The organism is Candidatus Avelusimicrobium sp. (assembly GCF_051874775.1).
Taxonomy (GTDB): domain Bacteria; phylum Elusimicrobiota; class Elusimicrobia; order Elusimicrobiales; family Elusimicrobiaceae; genus Avelusimicrobium.
Map to the genome: position 1 here is coordinate 21502 of NZ_JBJEGE010000029.1, position 23601 is coordinate 45102.

The 23601-nt window shown below is 47.8% G+C and carries 22 protein-coding genes and 1 tRNA gene; 6 read left to right on the forward strand and 17 right to left on the reverse strand.

All coding sequences use genetic code 11. The features are described from left to right. Positions 1-46: 46 nt before the first annotated feature. Positions 47-3730, reverse strand: a complete 3684-nt coding sequence (locus tag ACI351_RS06405) for a hypothetical protein (RefSeq protein ID WP_439734422.1) — start codon at positions 3728-3730, stop codon at positions 47-49. Between the two features lie 372 nt (positions 3731-4102). Continuing rightward, on the reverse strand, positions 4103-4591 hold the full coding sequence (coaD, locus tag ACI351_RS06410; RefSeq protein ID WP_439734423.1) for a pantetheine-phosphate adenylyltransferase: 489 nt from the start codon (positions 4589-4591) through the stop codon (positions 4103-4105). Positions 4592-4642: 51 nt separating this feature from the next. Here coaD and ACI351_RS06415 point away from each other — a divergent pair, with 51 nt between their 5' ends. Next, positions 4643-5767, forward strand: a complete 1125-nt coding sequence (locus tag ACI351_RS06415) for an HD domain-containing protein (RefSeq protein ID WP_439734424.1) — start codon at positions 4643-4645, stop codon at positions 5765-5767. A gap of 166 nt (positions 5768-5933) precedes the next feature. Here ACI351_RS06415 and ACI351_RS06420 read toward each other — a convergent pair whose 3' ends face one another. The 4 genes from ACI351_RS06420 to ACI351_RS06435 all read right to left on the reverse strand — a co-directional run bounded on the left by ACI351_RS06420 (position 5934) and on the right by ACI351_RS06435 (position 9551). Beyond that, positions 5934-6584 carry a hypothetical protein gene (locus ACI351_RS06420; protein WP_439734425.1) on the reverse strand — a complete coding sequence of 217 codons (651 nt, stop codon included), beginning with the start codon at positions 6582-6584 and terminating at the stop codon, positions 5934-5936. A gap of 241 nt (positions 6585-6825) precedes the next feature. Continuing rightward, positions 6826-8502, reverse strand: coding sequence for a SulP family inorganic anion transporter (locus tag ACI351_RS06425; protein ID WP_439734504.1), 1677 nt, complete (start codon positions 8500-8502; stop codon positions 6826-6828). Between the two features lie 8 nt (positions 8503-8510). Further along, complete coding sequence (locus ACI351_RS06430; RefSeq protein WP_439734426.1) at positions 8511-9326, reverse strand: PHP domain-containing protein; 816 nt, start codon at positions 9324-9326, stop codon at positions 8511-8513. Beyond that, complete coding sequence (locus ACI351_RS06435) at positions 9327-9551, reverse strand: NifU family protein (RefSeq protein WP_439734427.1); 225 nt, start codon at positions 9549-9551, stop codon at positions 9327-9329. A 151-nt stretch (positions 9552-9702) separates the two neighbouring features. Between ACI351_RS06435 and ACI351_RS06440 the strand changes: the two genes are divergently transcribed. The 3 genes from ACI351_RS06440 to ACI351_RS06450 all read left to right on the forward strand — a co-directional run bounded on the left by ACI351_RS06440 (position 9703) and on the right by ACI351_RS06450 (position 12006). After that, positions 9703-10200: an SH3 domain-containing protein gene (locus tag ACI351_RS06440; protein ID WP_439734428.1), complete on the forward strand. Its 498-nt coding sequence runs from the start codon at positions 9703-9705 to the stop codon at positions 10198-10200. A gap of 140 nt (positions 10201-10340) precedes the next feature. Further along, positions 10341-10811, forward strand: a complete 471-nt coding sequence (locus ACI351_RS06445; protein WP_439734429.1) for a hypothetical protein — start codon at positions 10341-10343, stop codon at positions 10809-10811. Between the two features lie 229 nt (positions 10812-11040). Beyond that, positions 11041-12006: a trypsin-like serine protease gene (locus tag ACI351_RS06450; RefSeq protein WP_439734430.1), complete on the forward strand. Its 966-nt coding sequence runs from the start codon at positions 11041-11043 to the stop codon at positions 12004-12006. 116 nt (positions 12007-12122) lie between these two features. Here the strand turns inward: ACI351_RS06450 and ACI351_RS06455 are convergent. Both ACI351_RS06455 and ACI351_RS06460 read right to left on the reverse strand, forming a co-directional pair. Continuing rightward, positions 12123-12196 (reverse strand) — tRNA-Gly (locus tag ACI351_RS06455). Between the two features lie 59 nt (positions 12197-12255). Further along, the gene (locus ACI351_RS06460; protein ID WP_439734431.1) at positions 12256-13203 is read right to left on the reverse strand and encodes a hypothetical protein; all 948 of its coding nucleotides are present in this window, start codon (positions 13201-13203) and stop codon (positions 12256-12258) included. A gap of 56 nt (positions 13204-13259) precedes the next feature. Between ACI351_RS06460 and ACI351_RS06465 the strand changes: the two genes are divergently transcribed. Together ACI351_RS06465 and ACI351_RS06470 are read left to right on the forward strand one after the other, a co-directional pair. Then, entirely contained in the window at positions 13260-13676 is a 417-nt protein-coding gene (locus ACI351_RS06465; RefSeq protein WP_439734432.1) for a secondary thiamine-phosphate synthase enzyme YjbQ, read from the forward strand. Position 13677: 1 nt separating this feature from the next. Next, a complete protein-coding gene (locus tag ACI351_RS06470) occupies positions 13678-14064 on the forward strand; it encodes an acyl-CoA thioesterase (protein WP_439734433.1) in 387 nt (128 codons plus the stop codon). A 35-nt stretch (positions 14065-14099) separates the two neighbouring features. On the opposite strand, the gene ACI351_RS06475 is transcribed toward ACI351_RS06470, so the two are convergent. The 9 genes from ACI351_RS06475 to dapA all read right to left on the reverse strand — a co-directional run bounded on the left by ACI351_RS06475 (position 14100) and on the right by dapA (position 23565). Continuing rightward, a complete protein-coding gene (locus tag ACI351_RS06475; protein ID WP_439734434.1) occupies positions 14100-14651 on the reverse strand; it encodes a type IV pilin protein in 552 nt (183 codons plus the stop codon). A 288-nt stretch (positions 14652-14939) separates the two neighbouring features. Continuing rightward, on the reverse strand, positions 14940-15200 hold the full coding sequence (locus ACI351_RS06480; RefSeq protein ID WP_439734435.1) for a hypothetical protein: 261 nt from the start codon (positions 15198-15200) through the stop codon (positions 14940-14942). Position 15201: 1 nt separating this feature from the next. Then, positions 15202-17586, reverse strand: coding sequence for a phenylalanine--tRNA ligase subunit beta (pheT, locus tag ACI351_RS06485; protein WP_439734436.1), 2385 nt, complete (start codon positions 17584-17586; stop codon positions 15202-15204). Positions 17587-17597: 11 nt separating this feature from the next. Continuing rightward, positions 17598-18638, reverse strand: a complete 1041-nt coding sequence (pheS, locus tag ACI351_RS06490) for a phenylalanine--tRNA ligase subunit alpha (RefSeq protein WP_439734437.1) — start codon at positions 18636-18638, stop codon at positions 17598-17600. Positions 18639-18748: 110 nt separating this feature from the next. Continuing rightward, positions 18749-19423: a TetR/AcrR family transcriptional regulator gene (locus ACI351_RS06495; RefSeq protein ID WP_439734438.1), complete on the reverse strand. Its 675-nt coding sequence runs from the start codon at positions 19421-19423 to the stop codon at positions 18749-18751. A 287-nt stretch (positions 19424-19710) separates the two neighbouring features. Continuing rightward, the gene (locus tag ACI351_RS06500; protein ID WP_439734439.1) at positions 19711-21126 is read right to left on the reverse strand and encodes a UDP-N-acetylmuramate--L-alanine ligase; all 1416 of its coding nucleotides are present in this window, start codon (positions 21124-21126) and stop codon (positions 19711-19713) included. Further along, positions 21123-21794, reverse strand: a complete 672-nt coding sequence (locus tag ACI351_RS06505; protein ID WP_439734440.1) for a 4-hydroxy-tetrahydrodipicolinate reductase — start codon at positions 21792-21794, stop codon at positions 21123-21125. Before ACI351_RS06505 ends, ACI351_RS06500 begins: the two co-directional genes overlap by 4 nt. Further along, the gene (locus tag ACI351_RS06510; RefSeq protein WP_439734441.1) at positions 21791-22672 is read right to left on the reverse strand and encodes an aspartate-semialdehyde dehydrogenase; all 882 of its coding nucleotides are present in this window, start codon (positions 22670-22672) and stop codon (positions 21791-21793) included. Before ACI351_RS06510 ends, ACI351_RS06505 begins: the two co-directional genes overlap by 4 nt. After that, positions 22672-23565, reverse strand: a complete 894-nt coding sequence (dapA, locus tag ACI351_RS06515; RefSeq protein ID WP_439734442.1) for a 4-hydroxy-tetrahydrodipicolinate synthase — start codon at positions 23563-23565, stop codon at positions 22672-22674. The genes ACI351_RS06510 and dapA overlap by 1 nt, the downstream gene beginning before the upstream one ends. Positions 23566-23601 lie beyond the last annotated feature (36 nt).

A 23601-nucleotide genomic window follows, 5' to 3' on the forward strand; every position in this document is an offset into this window, starting at 1 on the left:
ATAAAACCCCCTGTTTTTACAGGGGGTTTTTATGTTTACTTAAAACTCACTGCGCCGCTACTGCATCATCCAAATTGTCTGAAGGGGTGTTATGCTTTCCGCCGCCTTTAAATAAATTCTTCATTTTCGTCCACATACGGCCGCCTTCGTATTTAGCAACTTGCACCACCGTGGAGTTTGCTAACATCCCGGGAGTCAGCATTACACTGCCTGTCACAGCCGCACCGGACAGCATCAAATCTAAACCGGATACCCCTGTATAATTGACCAACCAGCGCATCGGAAAAGACATTACAGCCGCTAGCGGCATCGTATAGTTAATCAGCAGAGAGATTTCGCGTTTATATTTAGGGTACAGCCCCGTCATATATTCATACATCTGGGAGAAAAAATTTCCTACCCCAAAGCTTGCAATTACCGCCCCTGTCATCAGTTGGGAAATACTGTCGCCCGCAAAAGCCATTAAGGCAGTTCCGCCAATAGAAAACAAAGAGGACAATGCATACATACTGCCCCCGCTTAAGTAGCGGCTGATTAAGTTACCCAAAATACGTCCGACGGACATTGAACCGTATAAGGTTAACGCCGTCAGTGCATTGGCGTAGGTGCCATCTCCCAACACGTCATGCATTGCAAAGGCAAACCCGTTGGAAACGCTCAATTCGTGCACCGTAGCCAACGTCATTGCCAACAAGCTGGGGGACAAGGCTTTCAAGCGAAACACGTCCCACAAGCGAACATTGCGGTGTCCCAAGGTATCAAATGCTTTTTGCAACTCAAGCCCAGCCTGCTCCGCCTGTGCGGCAGGAACCCCTTTAGAAATTAAATCTTCTTGGAACGCTTGTACCGCTTCGGCTTCATGCTGCTGAATCAATTTTTTTCCGTCGCCTTTTTTATGACGCACTTCTACCGCAGTCAGCGAATCTATCATCCCGCTGAGTTTTTTAGCCAACGCCGTCATTTCGCCGGATTCGGCCATTAAAGCCTCCGCCGACAATTTTTCCATTCCGTTGAAAGAACTCGCCAACAACTCTCTAAATCGATTTTCCACTACATTCAAATTCATCGGAAACGCATCTTTATAAGCGGTCCTGCTTAATTTCCACGCCGTCCAACCGGCCCACAACGTATAGGGAACATAACTGGCAGAAAAATCCAATCCGAGGTTGACTCCGAACGCCAGCTCACTAACTCTGTTTGCCAACCAAGGGAACGCCAAAAACGCCATCGTGCCGATATTTTTAAACATACTGGCCGTTTGGAAGAGGGCGCCGTCACGGACGACGCCTTTTTTAAAGCGGGCGACTTCTTTAATGCGTTTAGTGAAATGCGCGAAATCCGGAACTTCTGTGGCAGCGCCTTTTACTACAGGTTTCTTTTTAAACGAATCCCCCAGCGTGGGAACCCCGCGGTTAGCGCTGATTAAAATATTCTGTACAAAACGGGTGATATTCGTGCCCATCGCGATAAGGATGCTGGAGGTAATAAAACCAACCGTTTGCAAAGATGTCATACTGCCATCACCCAGCGCACCGTACAACCCGCTGCCCAGCGCAGTTAAACCGCCCGCCAAGAAGAAACCCATTCCCCAACGGGCCACCGCCGCTTCGCCGTAGCGTTTAAGCAGGGGATGTACAAAACCCATCAAGATGGGCAGGACGTTGTTAATGCCCAGCATAATCATACTGGAAGTCGATTCGCTCAAGTTCGTACGGGCATTGAGTTCCGGTGCCGTCGTTTTACCTAACCCGATTTGTAGGGAGGGTACAGACATTGTTAAAAGCGTGGTTTTACGGCTGGTAGAATGAACCCCCAACGTAAACGGCTGTCCATCCTGCTGCATCACTCTCGTCCAATACCGGCTGTCCTCTTTCGGCAAACGGATATAATATCCGTCCAACAGCGTACGGCGGCCGGTTTCCTCACTTACAAACCAGATAGCTCCACCCTCGTCTGCAAGCAAATATCCGCTCTCCGCAGGAACAAGAGAGGCATCCACATCCGCTGTCATCAGCAGGGGGGAAGATTCGTCTTTATATACACCCAAGGAACGGACTTTATAGCGCTGATTGGGAACTTTTTCCAATTTTATGCGCAGCGGGCGCGGCAGGTGGAGATTCTGCGCCCCCATACCCAACCGAACGAGTTCTCCATTGGTATTGGGCATTTCAAAAAAGAAGTGATCCATTTGTCCAGGTTCTAACGTTAAATTACGCAATTCAAAAATATGGTCTTTACGGAACGTAATCCGGTTATATCCTTTTGTTTTAATAGAAGCATCAATCGTAATCTCTACATTCTTTAAAATACTTTCCACACCGTCTTCATTTTCCACCGTTAATTTAAATCCGTTCTCAGCCACTTCCACCGGCACGAACGGCATAGGATTGATCCAATCATCCACTGCTTCATCGGCAGCTACGCGGCGGGCTTCATACACCGGTTGCACGGTATTTTCGTGCAGCCCGGGTTCTTCGGGTACAGCGGGTTGCGTGGCTTTTTTGCCACTGAACAACCGACGCAACCCTTGATAAGTCTTTTTCACGGCGTCCGCCATCGCAAAAACGGGAATGCCACTGTACAACATACCAGAGTTGGAAGAAGCGGTTGCCGGTGCGACGGCAGGAGTCTTAACTTGCGCAGGCACAGGAGGTACTTCTGCGGCAGACACAGAGGAAGCCATTTCAACTGGAGCCACCCCTAAATTAGAGGGAGTAAGTTGCACACCGGATAACGCTTGCGAAAGATTGGGAGCAGTTACCTCTGTTGAAGCAGCGGACAGCGTTTCAGCCGTTTTTACGGCGGGAGCATGCGCAGGGAATTCTTTGCCCAAAGAGAGCCATTTTTCAGTAGCAGCGCGGCTGAAATCGGCGTTTAGTGCATTGAATGCCCAACCGCTGCTTAAAAATTGTTTCTGTACCGGAGAAACATCTACTGTTTTTCCGGTAAATTCAACGCCCCATTCCACGGCAATACCGTGTTCTTGCGTATAAGCGGCCAGTTCCTGCCAAAAGAAATTATCCGCTGCGTTTGCTTGGGCCCAAACGGCCAATTCTTCGTACGCTCCCTGGCACAGCAAACCGCGCGCAGTAACGGCCGCAGCTAGATCCTCAAAAGCAGTTCCTTTCGCTTGTTGGTAAAAAGACACTAAAACAGGCGCATCCGCCTTGGAACCAAACAGCCCTAACGCCGCCGCGTCGGTTAAAGCATCACGCGCAGAGAGAAAATCTTGCGCCAACGGAGAGGAAGATTCGTAAGCAGAAGCAAACGCTTCGTCGAAATTTTGTCCAGAAAACTGCGCCAAAGAGGCAGAAGATTTTTGTAAATCAGCACGATAAAAGGCAACGGCTTGGGAAAGTTCATTGGAGGAGACGTGTTTTTCAAGCGCCAGCGTAACAAATTCATTGCGCAGCAAAGGCGCTTGTTCTGCCAAAGAACGAACGGATAAAATCTGTCTGGCCAAGCCATTGCGTTGTCCGCTTTTCATTTGGGTACGGATGGAGATTGACGTAGGAGTTTGTTGTAGGGCTAATCGGGAAATCCGGCTGCTAAGAGTAAGGGAAAAGCCTTTAGGAGCAACAGTGGACGAGGCTGCCTTTTCAAGAGATTGAGGCAGCCTACGGGCGCCTTTTACCACCTGTCGGCCGCCTCGCCACACTTGCGCCAGCGAAGGTGTCACACTGCCGACTAAAAGACAGACGCTTAATAATAACGATAATAACGCTCTCATAAATCTCCTCTATTACAGTATGCCAAACGAAACGACAAAAAAATAGGGCCAAAAGACCTAGAACATACTGGTTTTTGGCCCTATAAAAAAAGGGACTCTACTACACGGACAATCAAAACATTGTAAAAATACGGGAAAACTAAAAAGAGAAATACGGAACGAGGAAAGACTCCCCGCCGTCTGCGGCTTTAACCGCTGGGGTAAGCACCGGCACACAAATTGTAACTTTTGGGCACAGTACATAAAAGCTCCTTTTATCCGTCTCCAGTTATATTTTAGTAAACTTTTGTGTCCCGGACAACAGAATAAAAGACCCATTTTTAGTATAGGCCTTTTAGGTTATAAGGAAACTTTTCTCAGTCGGGGGAGAGCTTAACGCCGCCCTTTTCCAGCCAGTGCGCGCATCACCCCCGCTGGCACCCAGCGGGAAACATCAGCCCCGTATAAAAACGCCTCACGCACCGCTGAAGAACTGACATACGTCCACTCCGTCCGCGCGGGCAGAAAAACAGTTTCCACCTCTGGCAAAAAGGCTTGATTATAATAGGCATTAGTCAGTTCGTGCTCCAAATCTTGCGTACCGCGAAGGCCTCGTACAATCACACTGTATCCGTGTGATTGCATATAATCTGTCAAGAGGCCTCCGTCTGCAACGGCCACTTCTACACCGTTTTCTCCACGCAGTGCTTCTTCTAATAACGCACGGCGTTCTTCCAGCGTGAAGAGCGGATGCTTAGCCGCATTGGGAATAACAAGCACCGTCAGCGAGCCGAACACATCACGGGCGCGGCGGATTATGTCCACGTGTCCGTTAGTAACGGGATCAAAACTGCCTGTATAGATAGCTCTTTTTATGTTCATAGCGGTCTCCGGCCCCGTGCGGGGGCTGTTATATTATGGTATCATAATTTTATGATAAAAAATCCGTTCAGCGAAGAAATTTATCTCCGCCGCACACATCCGCACTCTCCGGATCTGCGCGACGAGTATTTTCGCGACCAAACAAAAATCATTCATTCCCTGCCGTTCCGGCGGCTGAAACACAAAACGCAAGTATTCTTCGCCCCCAATAACGACCACATCTGCACCCGTATCGAACACGTGCTGCACGTCGCTACCATTGCAGCGACTATTTGCCGCGGGCTCAATAAAAGCGGACGCTGGGAATTAAGCGAAGATTTAGCCTACGCTATCGGACTCGGCCACGATATTGGGCACGCTCCCTTCGGCCACGAAGGAGAACGCGCCATTGACGCTTGTTTAACGCGCCCCAAACGCTTTTTGCACGAACTCAACAGCTACCGCGTGGTGGAACATCTGGCCAATTACGGAGAAGGACTTAACTTAACTTTCGCCGTGAAAGACGGTATCATCTGCCACTGCGGCGAAGATTTTACCAATAACCAGCTCCGTCCCGCCTTAACACCCAACGATTTAGAAAAAATTACCGGCCGCAGCCAAATGCCCTCCACTTATGAAGGATGCATTGTGCGATTATCCGACAAAATCGCATATTTGGGCAGAGATATTGAGGATGCTGTCAAAGCCGACCTCATTACCACAAAAGACATTCCCCAAGCCGTACGCGAAGAAATAGGCGAATCGAACGGAGAAATTATCAATACGCTCGCACTTGATTTGATTAATCACTCCAAAGACCGCGACTGTATTGGATTTTCCGATGAAAAATTCGCGCTCATTTCCCAACTTCGTACGTTTAATTATGAACGCATTTATCATAACGAACAAATGCGCCAGCGCAAAGAAACTATCGACAAGTGTATCCGCGATTTGTTCGATTATTTCCGCTGTTTATTTGAACGTTACGGATTTGATTATCCTGCATACGAACGCGAAGGAAAGCAAACCGCATACAGCTTTGCCAAATATATGCGTTCAATGAAGAAAGTCTACCGCGAAGATCCTGCCCTACTTGAAGATATAATCGCCGATTATATTGCCGGAATGACCGATTCTTTCGCCTTGAATGTAATGGAAGACGTAATTCTCCCGAATTCTATTAAATTCTTCAGTTAGCCTTGCAGGCTGTGCTTTTCCAGAACGCCCCCCTCTTATTAGCAGCGAGACATTCTCTAGGCCAAGCCGCTAAGATCTCTTATATGGAGCGCTTTGCTCCTATATAAATGGGGACACCTCCGGAGGGGTGCCGGAGGTGTGAGGATAAAAATTGTTCAAAAAGCGTTTACAGATAAGGCACGTTCTCGTTAAAAAAGCTGACCACTTTATCCATTCCTTCCACCTGTTCGTGCGCGCGGGCAAAATCCACTACCGTAAACCCGTCTGCAATTTGAAGCTGTTTGACCACTTCGTCTGCCAAGGCAGAAGCCGCCACATCCAATGCCCCACCTTTACTGATCGATTTTACCCGACGGATAGACTCTTGCAAGGAGCTGTTTTCCAACAGAATAAAAAATTTCCCGGGATTCAAATCAAGTATTGTCTGTACAGCGGGAATAGCGCCGGAATGGTTAGACTGATTTTTTAAATCGATAATTTTAGCAGGGAATTCGTTCTGATACAACTTACGAATTGAACGCGCTACAACCTGTAAAGTAGAGGCGTCCTTCGCCAAGTGAAAAGCATTATTACCGAATTTGTCCACAGCCAGCAGATAAGCCCCGTCTTGTGCGCGGGATTCCATTTCGCTAATCGTCTGCAGATCGCCTTTTTTGACAGCCGTTAAAAATTTTTCCCCCATCTCAGCACGACTGCGCTGCTGGGCATAAAATTGAATCATTAAATCGCGGCGGCTGACCGATCCCGTTTGAGCCGGCGCGGCATTAACCATTGTACCCAACAAACAAGCAATTAAAATAAAAAAAATGTTTTTCATAATTTTCTCTCTTTATAACAGTATGACTTTTCAGGCAGCAATTTTCGAGGGCCTTTAGACCTAGATTGGGGAGAATTTGGACCTATATCATTCTAGGTCCCGTTTTTGCAGCAAAGCGTGGCCGCTAAATACACCATTTTAAACCATCATATTTCAACAGGCCCAACTTTTGCCAAGTTTTTTATACGACTTTTGAAAACTCCCCCAACTCACGCTGAGGGAGTTTCTTGAAGTGTGGCAGTTATTCCAAAAAGTGCTTTCGTCCGCTGACAATCGATTCGGCGCGCATTAATGAAGCATCGATATTTTTGCAAATATGATCCTCTCCTAACTTTTGGATAAAACCGTATTTGTCGAGCGTTTTTAACACGTGCTTTTGTGCGTGGGATAAAATCAGCTGTACGCCATCTTTCTGGCAGCGGTCATAAATGCGTTCAAGGGCGTGAAAGCCTGTAGCGTCAATGGCAGGCACGCTGCGCATACGTAAAATTAACACTTTGCAGTCCTTGTGATTTTCAAGCGAATCCAAAAATTTATTGGCCGCACCAAAAAAGAATGGTCCGTTAATTTCATAAACACTGACGTGTTTGGCAATAATTTTAGTGTCAATGTCATCTTTGCGGCGAACTTCGTCAAACAAATCATCGTCTGTGTTTTTAATTTGGTACACATCGCTCATACGCTTCATAAATAGTACAGCCGCCAGTACGAGGCCAAATTCAATCGCTACCACCAAATCTTCCACTACGGTCAGCGTGAAAGTGGTCAACAAGATGGCAATATCGCTGGCGGGCGCTTTAAAGAGCGCCGCAAAGGACCTCCAATCACTCATCCGGTAAGCTACCAGAAATAGAATGGCGGCCAGCGAGGTCATCGGAATTAGCCCGATGTATTTCATCAGACACATCATCATAATCAGCAAAAATACCGCGTGAGCCATTCCGGCAATAGGGGTACGTCCGCCGTTTTCGATATTGGCTGCTGTACGGGCGATGGCTCCCGTAGCGGGCAAGCCGCCAAAAAGACCGGAGGCCACATTCGCCACGCCGGTAGCTACAAGCTCCATATTAGAACGGTGGCGTTTGCCAATCATACCATCTGCCACTACAGCGGAGAGCAAGCTTTCAATACCGGCTAAAAATGCTATCGTAAATGCGGCGGGCAGCAGTTTACGTACTACTTCCAGATTGACTTCCCCGGGCATATGCGGCATCACTAGCGTACCGTCCACTTGCCCGAACGTAGACGTAATGGTGGCCACGTTTAACCCCGCGCATTTAACGATGAGTGTCGCAATGATGAGCGCGGCCAAAGACCCCGGAAACGCCCGCCATTTTTTAGGCCAAAAAATAATAATAGCCAAGGTTAACACTCCAACAGCCAGCGTCATCGGGTTCGTTTGCCCAAAGCTGTGCAGGTATACGTCCCACTTGGCAAAAAAATCGCCGGGCAGATTGGTTAGTCCCATTCCTAAAAAGTCGTTGATTTGGGTGGAAAACAGTACCACGGCAATACCGCTGGTAAATCCGGTGGTTACGGGGTAAGGAATAAATTTAATAAACGCACCGAATTTTAAAAGACCCATCAGCATTAAAAAAATACCGGCCATAATGGTAGCGGTCAAGAGACCGGCTACGCCGAATTTTTCGATAATCCCGTAGACAATAACAACGAATGCCCCCGTCGGTCCGCCGATTTGCACGCGGGACCCGCCCAAAAGTGAAATCAAAAATCCTGCCACCACAGCAGTAATCAAGCCTTTTTCGGGCGTAACACCGGAGGCAATCGCTAACGCAATCGACAGCGGCAAAGCGACGCAGGCCACTACAAGGCCCGCGCTTAAATCTTTCAAAATCCGTTGAGAGGTAAAATCTTCCGGACGGTTTTGCAAAAGCGTCAGAAATTTGGGTTTTAACATCATAATTTTTATTGGTTAAATAATTTATGCAATAGTTTGTTGTAATGGGATTGCGGAATTTGCATTCCGGCGGAAGTAATCCGTCCGCCGTGCAGGCCGTGGTAATCAGATCCGGCAGTAGCCAAAAGCCCGTATTTCCGCGCCAAAGCGAGGAGGTCCTGCTTCATCGTAAATGTATGAGCGGGATAAAACACTTCTATCCCGTCTAAACCGGCTTCCGTCCACGCAGGAAAATTCCAATGTTCGGCCACAATTCCCGGGTGGGCGATAACGGCCACGCCGCCCGCGCGTTTAATGTGCCGGATGGCTTCCACCGCCGTTACACCCGCCGAAGGCACATACCCCACTTGGCCTTTTACCAAGTAACGGCGGAATCCTTCCTGACGGGTAGGAACCACTCCGTTGGCTTTCAGCGCATCCGCCACGTGAGCGCGGGAAACAGTATTGGGCGCGCGTTTAAACACGTCTTCCTCCGTAATATTTACTCCTGCGCTGATGAGTTGGCGGATAATTTGGCGGATACGGTTTCTGCGGTTTTCGCGGTTTTGCGCCAGAAAGGCTTGGAATTGCGGATTGTCCAGATTTAAATTGTATCCAGTAAAATGCAGGTGGTCGTGTTCCCGCGTACTGATTTCCACTCCGGCGGTAAACAGGATGCGGTACTCTTTACATACGGCTTCGGCACGGCGTACGCCGTCAGTGGTGTCGTGATCCGTCAGCGCAAAAAGGCCTACGCCGGATTTCAACGCAGCGTGCACCACTTCTTCGGGAGAACAGGTCCCGTCCGAAAAGTCCGAATGGGTATGCAAATCGATTTTAGGCATTTAGACGCGTTTCACCGCTGTCACTTCGGGAACAAGTTCTTTAATTTTCTTTTCCACAACGGCTTGTAATGTCATCTGGGCGTGAGGACAGCTGCCGCAGCGGCCGCGCAGGCCAACGGTTACGATACCGGTTTTTTCATCTACCCCGATGAGTTGAATGTCACCTCCGTCGGCTTGCAGGATGGGACGGATTTGTCCGATTACGTCTTCTACTTTTTCTTTCATAATTTCTCCAAAAAACGCGATTTTTCTTTATTATAGCTTTTTTGGATACAGCCGCGGGAAAATAATCTTGTAAAAAAATTGCGCTTTTGGCGAAAATATTGCTATACTTTTGGGGTAATGTTTTTAAGCCTTTGGCAAGGAGAAAAGGTATATGAAAAAAAATATCGCTTTAGTTGCGCTTTTAGCTAAAATTATCGCTTTAGTTGCGCTTGTAGCTTTTGCGGGCGCGACCGTTTTTGCGCAGAAATACGCCAGCGTTAACGCCAAAAGAGCCAATATCCGCTCTTGCGCCGGCACCAAATGTTCTATCAAATGGTACGCGTGGAGATATACACCCGTTATTATGGTAAAAACCAATGAGGATAAAACTTGGGTATTGGTAAAAGATTTCGAAGGGTTCAACGGCTGGATTTCCGCCGATTTGTTAAGTCCCGCCGGCGGTATGTCTGCCAAAGTAGATTTGAATGTTCGCAAAGATCCTTCGGCCAGCGCGGACATCGTTTGCACGGTGGAGAAGGGTTATCCGATGAAATACCTCTCCAAAAAAGGTAAATGGATTCAGGTAGTAGACGATCCTGCTGATCCCAAAGCCGAAAAATGCACAGGCTGGGTGTATAACTCCAATCTGTGGGGCTTCTTTAAACAATAAGTTGTTTTTACAGTTGAAAAAAGGGGCTTTCGCCGGCCCCTTTTTTGTCGTCTTCGATCTTGAAAAAAATCGGAAATGGAATATACTGTGTATAATAAGCAGCCTTGCCAAAGGTTTCGCAAAAAGGGTAAAATATAGATATGAAGAAAATTTTAATTGCGGCGGCCGCTGCCAGTGTGATTGCGTGCGCTTTCAGCTTGGCGCGTTCCGTCAGCGAAGGACGCTTTAATATTTCGGGCACCATTACCGTACCGGACCGTTTGGTCAGTATGGCGGAGTCCGATAATAACTCTTGCGCCATTATCGTGAAAAATGAGGCCGATGTTCCCGTAGCCATCAAACGGGTGGTAAATCCCAAATTTCCGCTTCAGTTTACAATGGGCGAGGAGGATTTACTCGCCGAAAGTTTGGACGGCGCACTCAAACTGGAAGTGCAAATCAACAATCACGGCCAGTTAGGGCTTGTAAAACAGGGTGATATTTTCGGCGTGGCAGAAGAAATGATTAAGCCGACATCTAAAAATGTGTTGGTACAAGCGGATAAAACGATGGGCCGCGTGCGTTTGGCGCGCAACGTAAAAGGGAATTTTTTCCGCACCGCTGCCAGATAAGAAAACACTCTCCAATTTACACAACGGATAAGAAAACTCTTATCCGTTGTTTTTATATACAAAAAGAATGTCGCAGCAAAAAATCTCCACCAAAAAACGGAGATTAGCGGGTGTTGGATTCAAAATAGTGTTTGATTTCCAACAATAATTGCTGTTCATAAATTTAGCAGGTGTAAAGGCGGGGAAGTAGACAGGAATAAAAATGAGGGGAAACTGGTATAATGTTTCTATGAAAAAATTTATTTTGTGTTTATTTTTTACTGTCGTATCGCCCGCATTTTCGCAGGTAAACGTTATCAGCGTGACCGACGAAACTAAACATACCAAAAAAGAAGATTTTTTCCATACGTTTGAGTATTATATCATTCCCTCATCAAATTCCGTGCACGGCGGTAAATGCCAAGCCACGCGTATCGGACGGCGGTGGTTTGCTACGGCGGCCCATTGCGTTACCCCGCTTTGTGATAACGGCTGCCGCATAGAACTGGATTTGCTGGAACAATCTGTTTCTGCCCGCGCAGCGGTGGAACATTCTGCCAAACACCCTGCCGTATTTATCCATCCGGAGTATGCCGGCCACTTGGCACAGAACGATTTTGCCCTTTTCCGGTTGGATTTGGACCGTACCCCGCTTGTTTATTACCGCCGAGGCAAAGTAAATGCGATCGTGAGCGCACAAGTTTTTAAGTCATTTCTGAATAAAAACCGCCGCGCCGCCAGCCAGTTAAAACATATCCAAAGCCCCGAGTTTCCCCCACTTGTACGGTTTGATGACGGCAATTATATTTTGGACCGCAAAATTTCCGTTATTTCCATTTTTGGCGGAAAAAGGGAGGTTAAAATTAACCCGCATCCCGTGCATTATGTAAATGCGTTAGGATATGCCTATACAACTAATTTTGGCATTATTAAGGGGATGAGCGGGTCGGGCGTAGTAACGAATACAGGGGAACTGCTAGGAATGATTTCAGGGAATTTAACCACTGCGCCACGTAACGCGGCTAATACACGAACAGAAGATTTTTTTATGTTTCCTGTTTTTAACGCCGACATCGCCGCGTTTATGGAAAGCGTGATGGGAAGCGATTTTTATAAGTTGGAATGGAAAGATGCTTACCCGTACTTGGTACGTAAATCCCGCAAAAATTATCGGGCGATTATAGAGTCGGTGCGTTCAGTAACGGAAAATTTATAATTTTTTATTTAGTTGCAAGAGCTAGACCAACCTAATGAAATTTCCCCTGCTTACAATCAGGATACGGGAATTGGTATAAAAAGATATCCCCCTGCGTCAGCAGGGGGAGTTTTATATGGAGCGGGCGAAGAGAATCGAACTCTCGTCTCAACCTTGGCAAGGTCGCGTTCTACCATTGAACCACGCCCGCATAAAATCTATCTACTTCTAACATAAATAGTATAACAAATTTTTTACGGTTTCACAACTTTATTTTTTCTTCGATGAAACACTCGATGATTTTTTGTCCGCGGACTGTGCCGTTATGGTCTGGCGGTTTTCTGCCTGAGGCCGGGTCTCTAACACTGTTTTAGCAATATCTTTTAAATAACGGTTATTTTGTATGGCCGCACGAACATATGGATTGGTACGAAATTTCTGTAAAGACGGACTGTTAGCGATTACCGCTACCGCCTCCTGCGGATGTTTGCGAAAGTATTTGCCGGACGTACTAATCAGCAGATAACTCATCCAGCGGCTTGCCGATATGGCCTGTACCATTTTTTCGTTGGAAAGAACCTTTTTTACCACATCGCTTTCAAAAAACTCGTTCAACGTTTTCTCATCAGACGCAAACGCGACCAACATCTGCGGGTCAGTAAGCAAAGGTTCTACGTCCGGACGATGCAAAAACGCCTCAATCAGCTTATCATTGGCCAATAAGTAACGCATTAAATCTGGATCGTTTAAATTGGATGAAAAATTCATTGTCAGTGCCCACGGAGCTGCGCCGACAACTTCAAAGCTCTGCGGAGTAAATGTCTTATAATTAAAACGGCTAATAACGGGCAGCGTGGAGCCCAGCTGGGTAACAGCAACGCTGCGGTCGTGCCCTTCCTGCACGTTGATGACCGTCACTTCCGTATTGGGATTAAACTCTTTATCTTTTAAAACCAAGCCCTGCAACTGGTCCGGATCCAACGCCGCCACTAAATCTTCCGCACGGTTCTTAGCATTCAAATAAAATACCAACGTAATTAGTGTCAAACACACTACGCCGATCCCTACAGCCAAAAGCACAACGTCTTGTTTCTTTTTTTCTTCGCGTGACTGTATTTTGGCTGCACTCGGCGCAGCGGAGTTGACCGCGGCTTGCTGTTTATTCTTACGGTACTCAGCCGGATTACGCAATAGTTTCATCAGTTCGTCTTGTTTCATTGTCTTTTCCAATAAGAACGGAGGTCCGCCCGTTAAAATCAAGTATAATTTATTATATGAAATCTTATACGCAATATCTAACCGTTTGTACAGACAAACGCTATCAAATCGTCAATATTACGCCGAAAGTGGAAGAGGCCGTTACCAAAAGCGGCGTAAAAGAGGGCCTCTGTTTGGTTAATTCAATGCACATTACTTCCAGCGTATTTATTAACGACAACGAACGCGGCTTGCACGCGGATTTCCTGCGCTGGACCGAAAAACTTGCCCCGTACGGAGCAGATAAATACGAACATAACCTGACCGGAGAGGACAACGGCGATGCGCACCTCAAACGCACCCTGTTAGGACGCGAAGTGGTGGTAGCCATTACCGGCGGGCGTTTAGATTTCGGCCCATGGGAAACCATTTTTTACGGTGAATTTGACGGGCAGCGCAATAAACGCATTTTAATCAAAATTATCGGAGAATGATATGCAAAAAACTATTTTTTACCACGATACCGACTGCGGCAACGTAGTCTACTACGCCAATTATTTAAAATATTTTGAAGAAGCCCGCACGCTTTACATGGCAGAAAAAGGCTTCTCCGTTCCGGCTCTCATGCAGCGGGGACTTTACTTTGTCGTCGCGCGGCAGGAAGTGGAATATAAATTTTCCGTACGCTACGGGGACGTAATTAACGTGGACACGAAAGTATTGGAAATTTCGGACATTAAAATCGTGTTTGAAAACATTATCACCAACCAAAACGGCCGTTTGTGCACCAAAGGCAAAACCACGCTGGTGTGCGTGAACGCTTCCGGCATGCCCGTACCCATGGGGGCCGACGTAAAAGCCGCGTTAGGGCCTGCAATTTAAAAATACTTGGGCGGCCAAAAGCCGCCCTTTCCTTATCAGGGAAGACAATAATAAACGGTACTTCCAGAGGTTTGTTTTTTTACCCCGCCCATCGAACGGGCCAATTTCTCCGCCAAATCGCCAGATACTATGGCCAAGTTTTCGCACGGAAACTCTCTCAAACCATGGTGCAAAAGCATACCATAGCCAAAAGAATTATTCGCAAAATACGTATTTCCATAGACGCGCTGGGCAGACGATAATAAAGCTATCGACCATTTGTCATAATTGGCACGGTCCCCGCGCCAAGAGCCAGAACCTGCCGTAATAGAGTTGGGAGTGGGAATGGAAATATCCAAATCTTCAAAATGGACGGCATAGTCCCCGTTTGCCATATAATACGCTTCCTGCGCCTCTTTAACCGCGCGCACAAGCGGCAGCAAACGCGCAATTCTCGCTTTTCCCACCGCCATTTGGTACTGCGGAAGTGCCACAGCTGACAAAATACCAATAATGAGTACAACAACCAATAATTCGATTAAAGTAAAACCTGTTTTACTGGACCCTGAAACAAATTCAGGGTGACGACAAAACGTAAAACCTTTCATTTATTATCCCCCATCAAAAAGTCATCCTGAGAGGTTTCTGTTCAGGAACTACCGCTTTTAAGCAAACAAACCCCAATCGGAAGTGCCCACGCAGAAACACTACGGAATAACCCTATCGTATCAAAAAAAAACAATTCAACCCCTACCGGCGGGCCCCTGTTTGTCCGCGCTCTTTTGACTAATGGAGCCACATTGTTTTGGCCCTACCACCGCCAACAAAACAATAAAAAACCGCCCTGGGGAAAAAACTTCCGGAGCGGTTTAAAACTTCCATCAAAAACCCAAACGTCAGACGATTTTTTGCTCTTCCTCCTGCGCTTTGGCAATTTCTTTTTCCAGCTTGACCGCCAAGCGTTTGAGTACCGTCTGCGCATTCTTCTTCCATTCTTTCAGCGCACGGACTTCGCCGTCTGTTTCTTTCCATTTTTCCGCACCGTTTTCCAGTACGCGAATGCGCGCTTTCAGCGCATCATTCTCGTCTTGGAGTGCCTGCTGGCGGGTAACCATTTTGGAAATCAACAGCTCCAACTGTTTGAGTTTTTCTTGCATATTATCTCAGTTCCGCGCCCGTTTGCGTGCGCAGCTGTTCGACGATTCGGTTAAACGCTTCGTCAATTTCTTTGTCTTTTAGCGTATGCTCGGAGTGCGAAAACGCAAGCGAAAACGTAACGCTCTTTTTGCCTTCGGGCAAATGTTCGCCTTGATACAAATCAATCAATTTGTACGAAAGGCTGACGTCCAGCGGCGTTTTATCCAAAGCGGACGCAATTTGCGCATATGTTACGGATTTGTCCAGCACCACGGACAAGTCACGCAGAGACGGCGGAAATACCGGCAAATCTTTGGCCGGTTTGAAATCCTGCGCGCTGTACGCTTTTTCAATTAGTTTGGTGGCAAATTCAAACACCCATACCTCTTGCGTTTTAATGCCGAACGCTTTCAGCGTCAGCGGGTGGAGTTTGCCGAAAAGCCCAATCGTTTTGCCGCCCAGCACGATATCCATGCAAATTTTGGGGTGCATGTAACCGGGTACGTTTTTGGACGGGACGAGCGACACGCCGTCCACGTCCGCCAAAAGCGCGCCGACCAACCCTTTAAGCAGATAAAAATCGACGGGGCGTTCTTTCGCGCCGAAGAATTTTTCCTGTTCCAGCGTGCCCGACAACACACCGGCGACGCTATAGCCTTCCACGGGGAAACCCTTAATGGATTGGAATGTTTTGGTGGTTTCGAACAACGCCAAATTATTGTTGCCGAAGCGGAAATTGCTCTCTATGTTTTTAAGAAGCGAAGGCAGCAGCGTCGGACGCAGATAATCCCATCCCTGTGCAAGTGCGTTTTTGACTTTGATGCAAAATTTTGGGGAAAAACCAAACGCTTTAATTTCTTTTTCGCCAACGAAATCAATATTTTTACACTCACAGAAGCCAAAACCGATAAGTGCGCGCGCAAATTTTTTACCGAGGTCAATTCCTTTCGGGTTTTCGGCAAACGATAAGCCGGCCTTGGTGGTGCTGACGGGAATCATATCATATCCCGCAAAACGCGCGGCTTCTTCCGCGAGATCCCATTTATGGTTTAAATCACGGCGGTGAGAAGGAGCTTTAAAAGTCCATTTATCTCCGTCCGCATTAAATTCAGCCGCCAAACGGGAGAAGATTTCTTTCAGCCTTTCTTCCGGAATTTGCGCCCCCAAAATGCTGTTAATTTCCGCGGGCGTAAATTCCACAGCCGGATTTTCGAATTTTTCGGGATATACGTCGTTAATTTCCGAAGCTGTACCGCCGCAAATCTGCGTAAACAAATCGCTTGCGCGGCGCATTGCGAGGGCAACACCTTCAATATCCGTACCACGTTCAAACCGCTGGGAAGAATCGGACGAAACAGCAAATTTTTTGACCGTTTTGTTTACCGTCGGCGGATTGAAATATGCGGCTTCTATAAAAATATCTTGCGTATCATCTTTAATTCCACTGTCAAGCCCGCCCATAATTCCCGCCAAAGCGGTAGCTTTCTCTTCATCGGCAATCATCAGGCAGTTGGGATTCAGTTCCAGTTCGCGGCCGCCCAAAATCGTAAATTTTTCGCCTTCTTCGGCGTTGCGGACAACCACTTTTCCGCCTTCCACTTCGCGCAGGTCAAACGCGTGCAGCGGGTTGCCCAGTTCAAACATGACGTAGTTGGTTACGTCGACAAGCGCGTTTTTGGGGTTGAGGCCCATCGCAGCCAAACGGGTTTTCATCCATTCGGGCGATTCCGCATTTTTCACGCCGCGGATAACCCGCCCCATATAGCGCGCACACCCTTGCGGGTTTCTAATTTCTACATCTAACGCCTTACCTTCGCCTTTAATCTCCTTGATTTCCGGCAGTTTGACGGGTTTGTTTAAGAGCGCGCCCAATTCCCGCGCCATACCTAAATGGGACAACAAGTCCGGACGGTTGGACGTGATTTCCAAATCAAACAGCGAATCCGGCTTGCCGTAGAGAGCAGAAACATCCGTGCCGAGTTCCAACCTTTCGTCCAATACCATAATGCCGCGGGCCCGAGTCTGCGTGAGACCCAATTCGTCCGACGAACAAATCATTCCTTCCGATTCCACCCCGCGGATAACGGCCGGTTTCAATACATTTTTACCCAACCGTGCACCCACTCGGGCCAAAGGCACTTTTTGACCAACAGCTACATTCGGCGCGCCACACACCACGCGCTGCGTTTTGCCGCCGCCCAAATCCAGCGTGACGAGGTGCAAATGGTCGGAATTGGGGTGGTCCTCAATTTTGATAATCTGCGCCACATTTACGCCTTCGAAATCCGCGCCCGTGGTTTCCACAGAAGCCACTTCAATGCCGAGGTCCGTCAGTTTTTTGACGAGTTCTTCGGGGGTTAAATCCAAATCGATAAAATCTTTCAGCCAAGAGTAAAGTATCTTCATTTGCAAAATCCTTAAAACTGTTTCAGTATGCGCAAATCGTTTTCGTAGAACGTGCGGATATCTTTGATGTTGAGCATCATCATCGCCAAGCGTTCCACCCCCATACCGAACGCATAGCCGCTGTATTCTTCGGGATCAATGCCGCAGTTTCTCAACACATTGGGATGTACCACGCCCGCGCCAAGCATTTCAATCCAGCCGCTGCCTTTACAAACATTGCAGCCTTTGCCCTGGCAGAATACGCATTTTACGTCCACTTCCACGCTGGGTTCCGTAAATGGGAAAAAGGACGGCCGGAAACGGATTTCGGCCTTGTCGCCAAAGAGTCCTTTCATAAAAGCGGTCAAATCGCTTTTGAGGTCGGCTAAGCTGACATTTTTGTCCACATACAACCCTTCGATTTGGTGAAACACAGGACTATGGGTAGCGTCCAGACTGTCGTTTCTAAACACGCGGCCGGGAGCCATAATACGCAGCGGCGGTTTGTGTTTTTCCATATACCGGCTCTGCACGTTAGAAGTGTGCGTGCGGAGCACGAGCGGCATTTTCCCATCCACAAAAAACGTATCCTGCGCGTCGCGCGCGGGGTGGTGGAGCGGAATGTTGAGCAAATCAAAATTGTGCTTTTCGTCCTCCACCCACGGACCTTCGGCCCATTCAAAACCCAGGCGGGATAAAATCTCCGTCATACGGTCCTGCGCCACGGAAAGCGGGTGGCGGTGGCCTTTGGCCACGGGGTAACCGGGCAGCGTTAAATCGATTTCGGTTTTGTTAAGTTCGTCGTTAATTTGTTTGGCGGCAAAAAATTCCGTTCTTTCGTCGAACATAGCAGACAAAGACGCTTTAAGCGTGTTGCCCAGCGGGCCCGCGGTTTTTTTGTCGTCAATAGAAAAATCCTTGAGAGCTTTTAAAAGTTCGGTCAAAGCCCCCTTACGCCCAAGGGCAGCCACGCGCAGTTCTTCCACAGCGGAAAGCGAATCCGCCTGCGCAATTTTATTTTTATATTCCTGCTCTATAGCACCGCAGGAAGTTTGAAATTCTTGGATAGTCATATATTTTATTATAGTATTTTCGGCGGACGTATAGGAGAGTTTGCAAAAAACAACGGAACGCAAACAAAGATTTGTGCGTTCCGTGTTACCGTAAAATTTTCCGCCGGTGGTTATTTTGCGTCTTTATAGTATGCTTTTACGCCCAGCAAAATAATTTTGGCCAAGCGTTCCGCATCTTCTTTGCTGTGCAGACGGCTGACGCAGGGCATGGTATTTTTGTTAATCAGTTTACGCACATGCTGTTCGAAATACGCGTCCAGCATAATGCTGGAAGACAACCCGGACACCAGCGCCATCACATCTTTGGCCGAGCCTTTGGGAAGGAGCCCTTTTTTCTCTTCGGCCTGCAGGGTGGCGGCCAATTTTTCATGCGTGTTTTTATGGTTTTTGGGAGGCGTTAAACTTTTGGCGTTTAGCGTGTAGGCAATCATTTGAAGCACAAATTTGGAATGGATAGGATCGCGCGTAAAAAAATCCAGGTGAGAGAGGAGCCCCTTGCGGATAATGTCCTCCGGCCCCAGCGCTTCTTTGCCCACGATATCCAGCAACGTGCAGAACGCTTCTTCATGTTCGGCGATAATACTGTGGCACAGGTCTTCTTTATTTTTGAAGTAATAATATAAAACGGGTTTGGTAACATTCACTTTTTCCGCGATTTCGCGCATGGACACTTTATCCAGCCCTTTTTCAGCCATCAGCGCAAACGCCGCTTTTTTAATAGCGGTACGCATACGCGTTTCACGTTCGGTCTTATCGGTCTTTTCGGGTTCAATGTTTTTAGCCATATGTTTTACCTACCGGTAAGTACAGTATACCAAACACACTATTTTGTAAGCAATAAGGTTATTTTGAGAAAAACAGAATAACACAATAGAAGATTGCCTGATTTGTTAAATTCGCTTTAGATTGTGCGGGCTAGTCGGCCGCATAGGCGTGGCTGTAGCCACGTCAAGGCCGAGGGACGCACAAGATAACAGAATTTAACAAATTGTTGGCCCTAATAAGTAAGAACGGACGAAAAAAATACTTTCCGTCCGTGCTGCGAATTACGCAAGATAACATCAGTTGTTTATTATTTCTTGTAGGCCATACAACAGTTGCCTAACATACACGCCCCACACCCGTCTTTCTCTTTCGGCTCCTTCAGCAGCGAAAGCAGTTTGCGGGCGAAGTCCGTCAGCGTCGGGTCGCGCGCGCCAAGCACCAGCACAATATCTCCGGGTTGGGCCGCGGCGGCCATCTGCGCGAGCAATTTTTCGCGGCAACCGTCATACGTCACGTTTACACCGCGCGCTTTTAAACCGTCATACACCGAACGGCAGGAAACGCCCTGCGGAATGGTTCCGCCCGGGTAATACACTTCCGTCAGCCATAAATGGTCCTCGGGGCCGATGTGTTTGGCAAAACTGTCCACAAATTCCTGCGTTAACAGCTTAATAGACGCAAACGCGTGCGGCTGATAAAACGCCAGTACTCGCTTTCCGCGCAGGTGGGCGGCGGCAATCGTTGCACCCAGTTTGTGCGGGTTATGGGCAAAATCGTCCACTACTTCAATTTTATTGTAGCTGCCCACGCTCGCAAAACGGCGCGCAATTCCTTGAAACTTATTGAGCGCTTTGGCACACGTTTCCAAATCTACGCCCATCTGCAGCGCAGCGGCCACAGCGGCGGTGGCGTTCGCTACATTATGAAGCCCGGGCACTTGCAAGCGGAAAGGCTGGCCCTGAATGGAAAAATCAGAACCGAACCCGTCTGTTTTAATTTCCTGCGGATGTACATCTCCAAGCGACAGACCGAACGTCTTAGCCTGCGGCGCAAGCACGCGCAGATTTTCTTCTTCCGCATTAATAACAGCGGTTTTACAATGCGAAATAAATTCTTTGAAATATCCCTGCAAAATGTTAATTTCTTTATGGTCTTTTTGCAAGTTGAGGCACAGCCCCAAATGCGGGCGGTATTTAACGATAGAACCGTCACTCTCGTCGGCTTCAATGACTAAAATATCCGACTCGCCCTTATACACATTGCCAAAAACGCCCTGCTCTTTTTGCAGAGACAAAATCGCCGCGCCTGTAATGACCGACGGGCTCAATCCCGCAAACGCCAAAATATCATATACCATAGCAGTGGTCGTGCTTTTCCCGCTGGTACCGGAAACAGCGATTGTACGGTGTTCGGCCACGTGTTTGGCCAACAGTTCGGAACGATGCATCATCGGAATACCGAGCGCCTTGGCTTTTACAAACTCCGGATTATCTTCCTCAATTGCAGACGATAAAATAACAAGCTGCGTATGGCGGTCAATACCGCTGCCGTCCTGCGGGAAAAGTTTAATATTCAATTTTTTTAAATAATCCCACAGGGCCATATCCGTATAGCCTTTGCTGATTAAACGGTCGGAACCGGTGACTTCGTCTCCTCCCATCGCGTGCAGCTGCGCCAATGCGCTCATTCCCACGCCGCCTATACCGATAAAGTGAATTTTCATTTTTTCTTATCCTTCAGTTTAAATTTTGCATAGTCCGACATCGTATAAAAGCCACCCGAACGTTTCATCAGCCAGACAGCAATCTCCAACGCGGAATTGGCAAACAAATCGCGGGTGACAGCTTTATGCGCAAGCGTTATTTCATCAAAAGGAGAATCAAACGCGGCAATATGAGTCCCCACCGTTTCGCCCAAACGTTCGTATGTTACTTTTTCGTACGGCATATTTACGGCATCCGCCAGTGTTTTAGCAGTGCCGCTGGGCGCGTCTTTTTTATGGACGTGATGGATTTCGTGCAGCTTGATATCATAGCCGCCATACATTTTGGCGGCTTGACGCACCAGTTCTGTAAAAAAGTAAACGCTTAAACTGACGTTAGGCGCAAAAAACGACGCAATTTTTTCTTCCTGTTGAAGCTGAAATAAAAATGTCTCCGGCAGATTGGTGGTTCCCGTTAAAAAAGGTTTATGTTTATGCTTGGCGGCGGCAAACGCTTCCTGCGCGCCCTGCGGAGAAGAAAAATCAATCACTACGTCAAAATCCGCCGGAAACGGCTGCCCGCTCTCGCGCGGGAGAGCCTGCAAACTAAGTTCCGGCCGCGCCCCGATTAACCGGATAAGCGCACGGCCCATTTTCCCTTCGGCGCCGTTAATTAACGCTTTTTTCATATGTATTTCTCCAGCAGCAGCTCCACAATCTGGCGGCCGTTCATCGCCGCACCTTTGAGCAAATTGTCAAATGTAACGAAATAATGGATGATTCTTGGATCTTCCACATCCTTGCGCAAACGACAGATAAATGTGGTTTCTTTGCCGGAAACTTCTTTGGGTGTAACAACGTGTTCACTGTAGGATAAATTGGGAAATGCATTCCACAATTTTTTGACTTGTTCCACATCAAACACTTCCGCGGCTTTGAGCGTTACGCCCAGCGAATGGGAATTTTCCACCCCTACACGCACCGTATGACAGTAGACCTTAATGTCCGGCAGTTCCATAATTTTGCGCGTTTCGTACAATCCTTTGAGCTCCTCGCTCGTGTGGCCATTATCCAATACGGATCCAATCAGCGGCACACAATTTTTTTCATATAAAGACCCTGGCGTATGAAAATCGTCCAACAGTTTTTTACCGCCGCCGCTGATAGCTTGATACGAACAGAAAAACGCTTCCGTAAAATGATAAAAGGGTTTTAACGGAGCAAGACTCATGACAAGACCCGTCGTCGTACAGTTAGGGCTGGCGATTAAGGGCGTATCCTTGGTAACGGCGTGCGCATTGATTTCCGGAATAACGAGGGGCACGCCTTCGGTCATACGAAATTCTGAGGACATATCTACTGTAAATTTCACACGGTCCTTAATTTTTGGCGCCAATTCGCGGCTGACGGGATTATCCGTACATAAAACAGCCACATCCACAGACGTAATTTCATCGTTGCGGCCAAAAGTCTTAAGTTCAAAGGGCGTTTTCACTTTTTTAAGTTCGGCGAGCATATTCTGCCCCACCATACCGTTCACCCCGATAATTCCAACCGTTTTCATCATTAATCTCCCGAAATAAAAAATTCTTTGTTTGTGCGGGCCAGCAATGCATCTATTTTAGCCTTGTTCTCCGCTGATATTGCCCCCAACGGCAGCCGGACAGTGTCCCCGCCAAAGCCGATTTTGGACAGCATATATTTGACGCATATGGGGTTTGTTTCCAAATAGCACGCTTTAACCAGCGGATAAATCTCGGCAAATACGGAAAATGCTTCCGCCGGCTTGCCTTGCGTAAACAAATTATAAATTTTCACAAAGGCGGGGGCGAATACATTGGCCGCCGCGCTGATAATGCCGGACGCATTTAACGCCAGATATTCGGGAAATAAATCGTCGTTTCCGCACAAGTAACTCAAACGTCCCGCGTATTTGACGGCGGTATCGGTTACGTGCGCCATATCGTAGTCAGACTCCTTAATCCCCGCCAACTGCGGCACAGCCGACAGTAACTCCGCCAGTACATTGCCGGACAGTTTCAGCCCCGTGCGTCCCGGAATGTGATACAAAACAACGGGCGTACCCAAAGCAGCAATCCGTTTAAAATGCTCGATAAGGCCCGACGGATTCGGCTTGTTATAGTACGGTGTAACCACCAGCACGCCGTCCGGATCAAACGCCTGCGCGGCGCGGACAGCCTCCAAGGTGGAGGCGGTGCAATTTGTTCCCGCACCAATAATAATTTTTACACGTTTATTTATGCGCTGCGTACAAAAACGTAAAATTTCGTTTTTTTCCGCTGCGGACAGGGTAGGCGTTTCAGCCGTGGTTCCCAGCAGCACAAGCCCGTGTATGCCGGACGCAAGCTGTGCATCCAACAAACGGCCGAGCGCGTTATAATCTACGCCACCGCAAGCAGCCATAGGAGTGGCCAAAGCGGTATAAACTCCGGTAAACATAGGGCCTCCAAATAAAAGTGGTTGTTCTTATTTTAG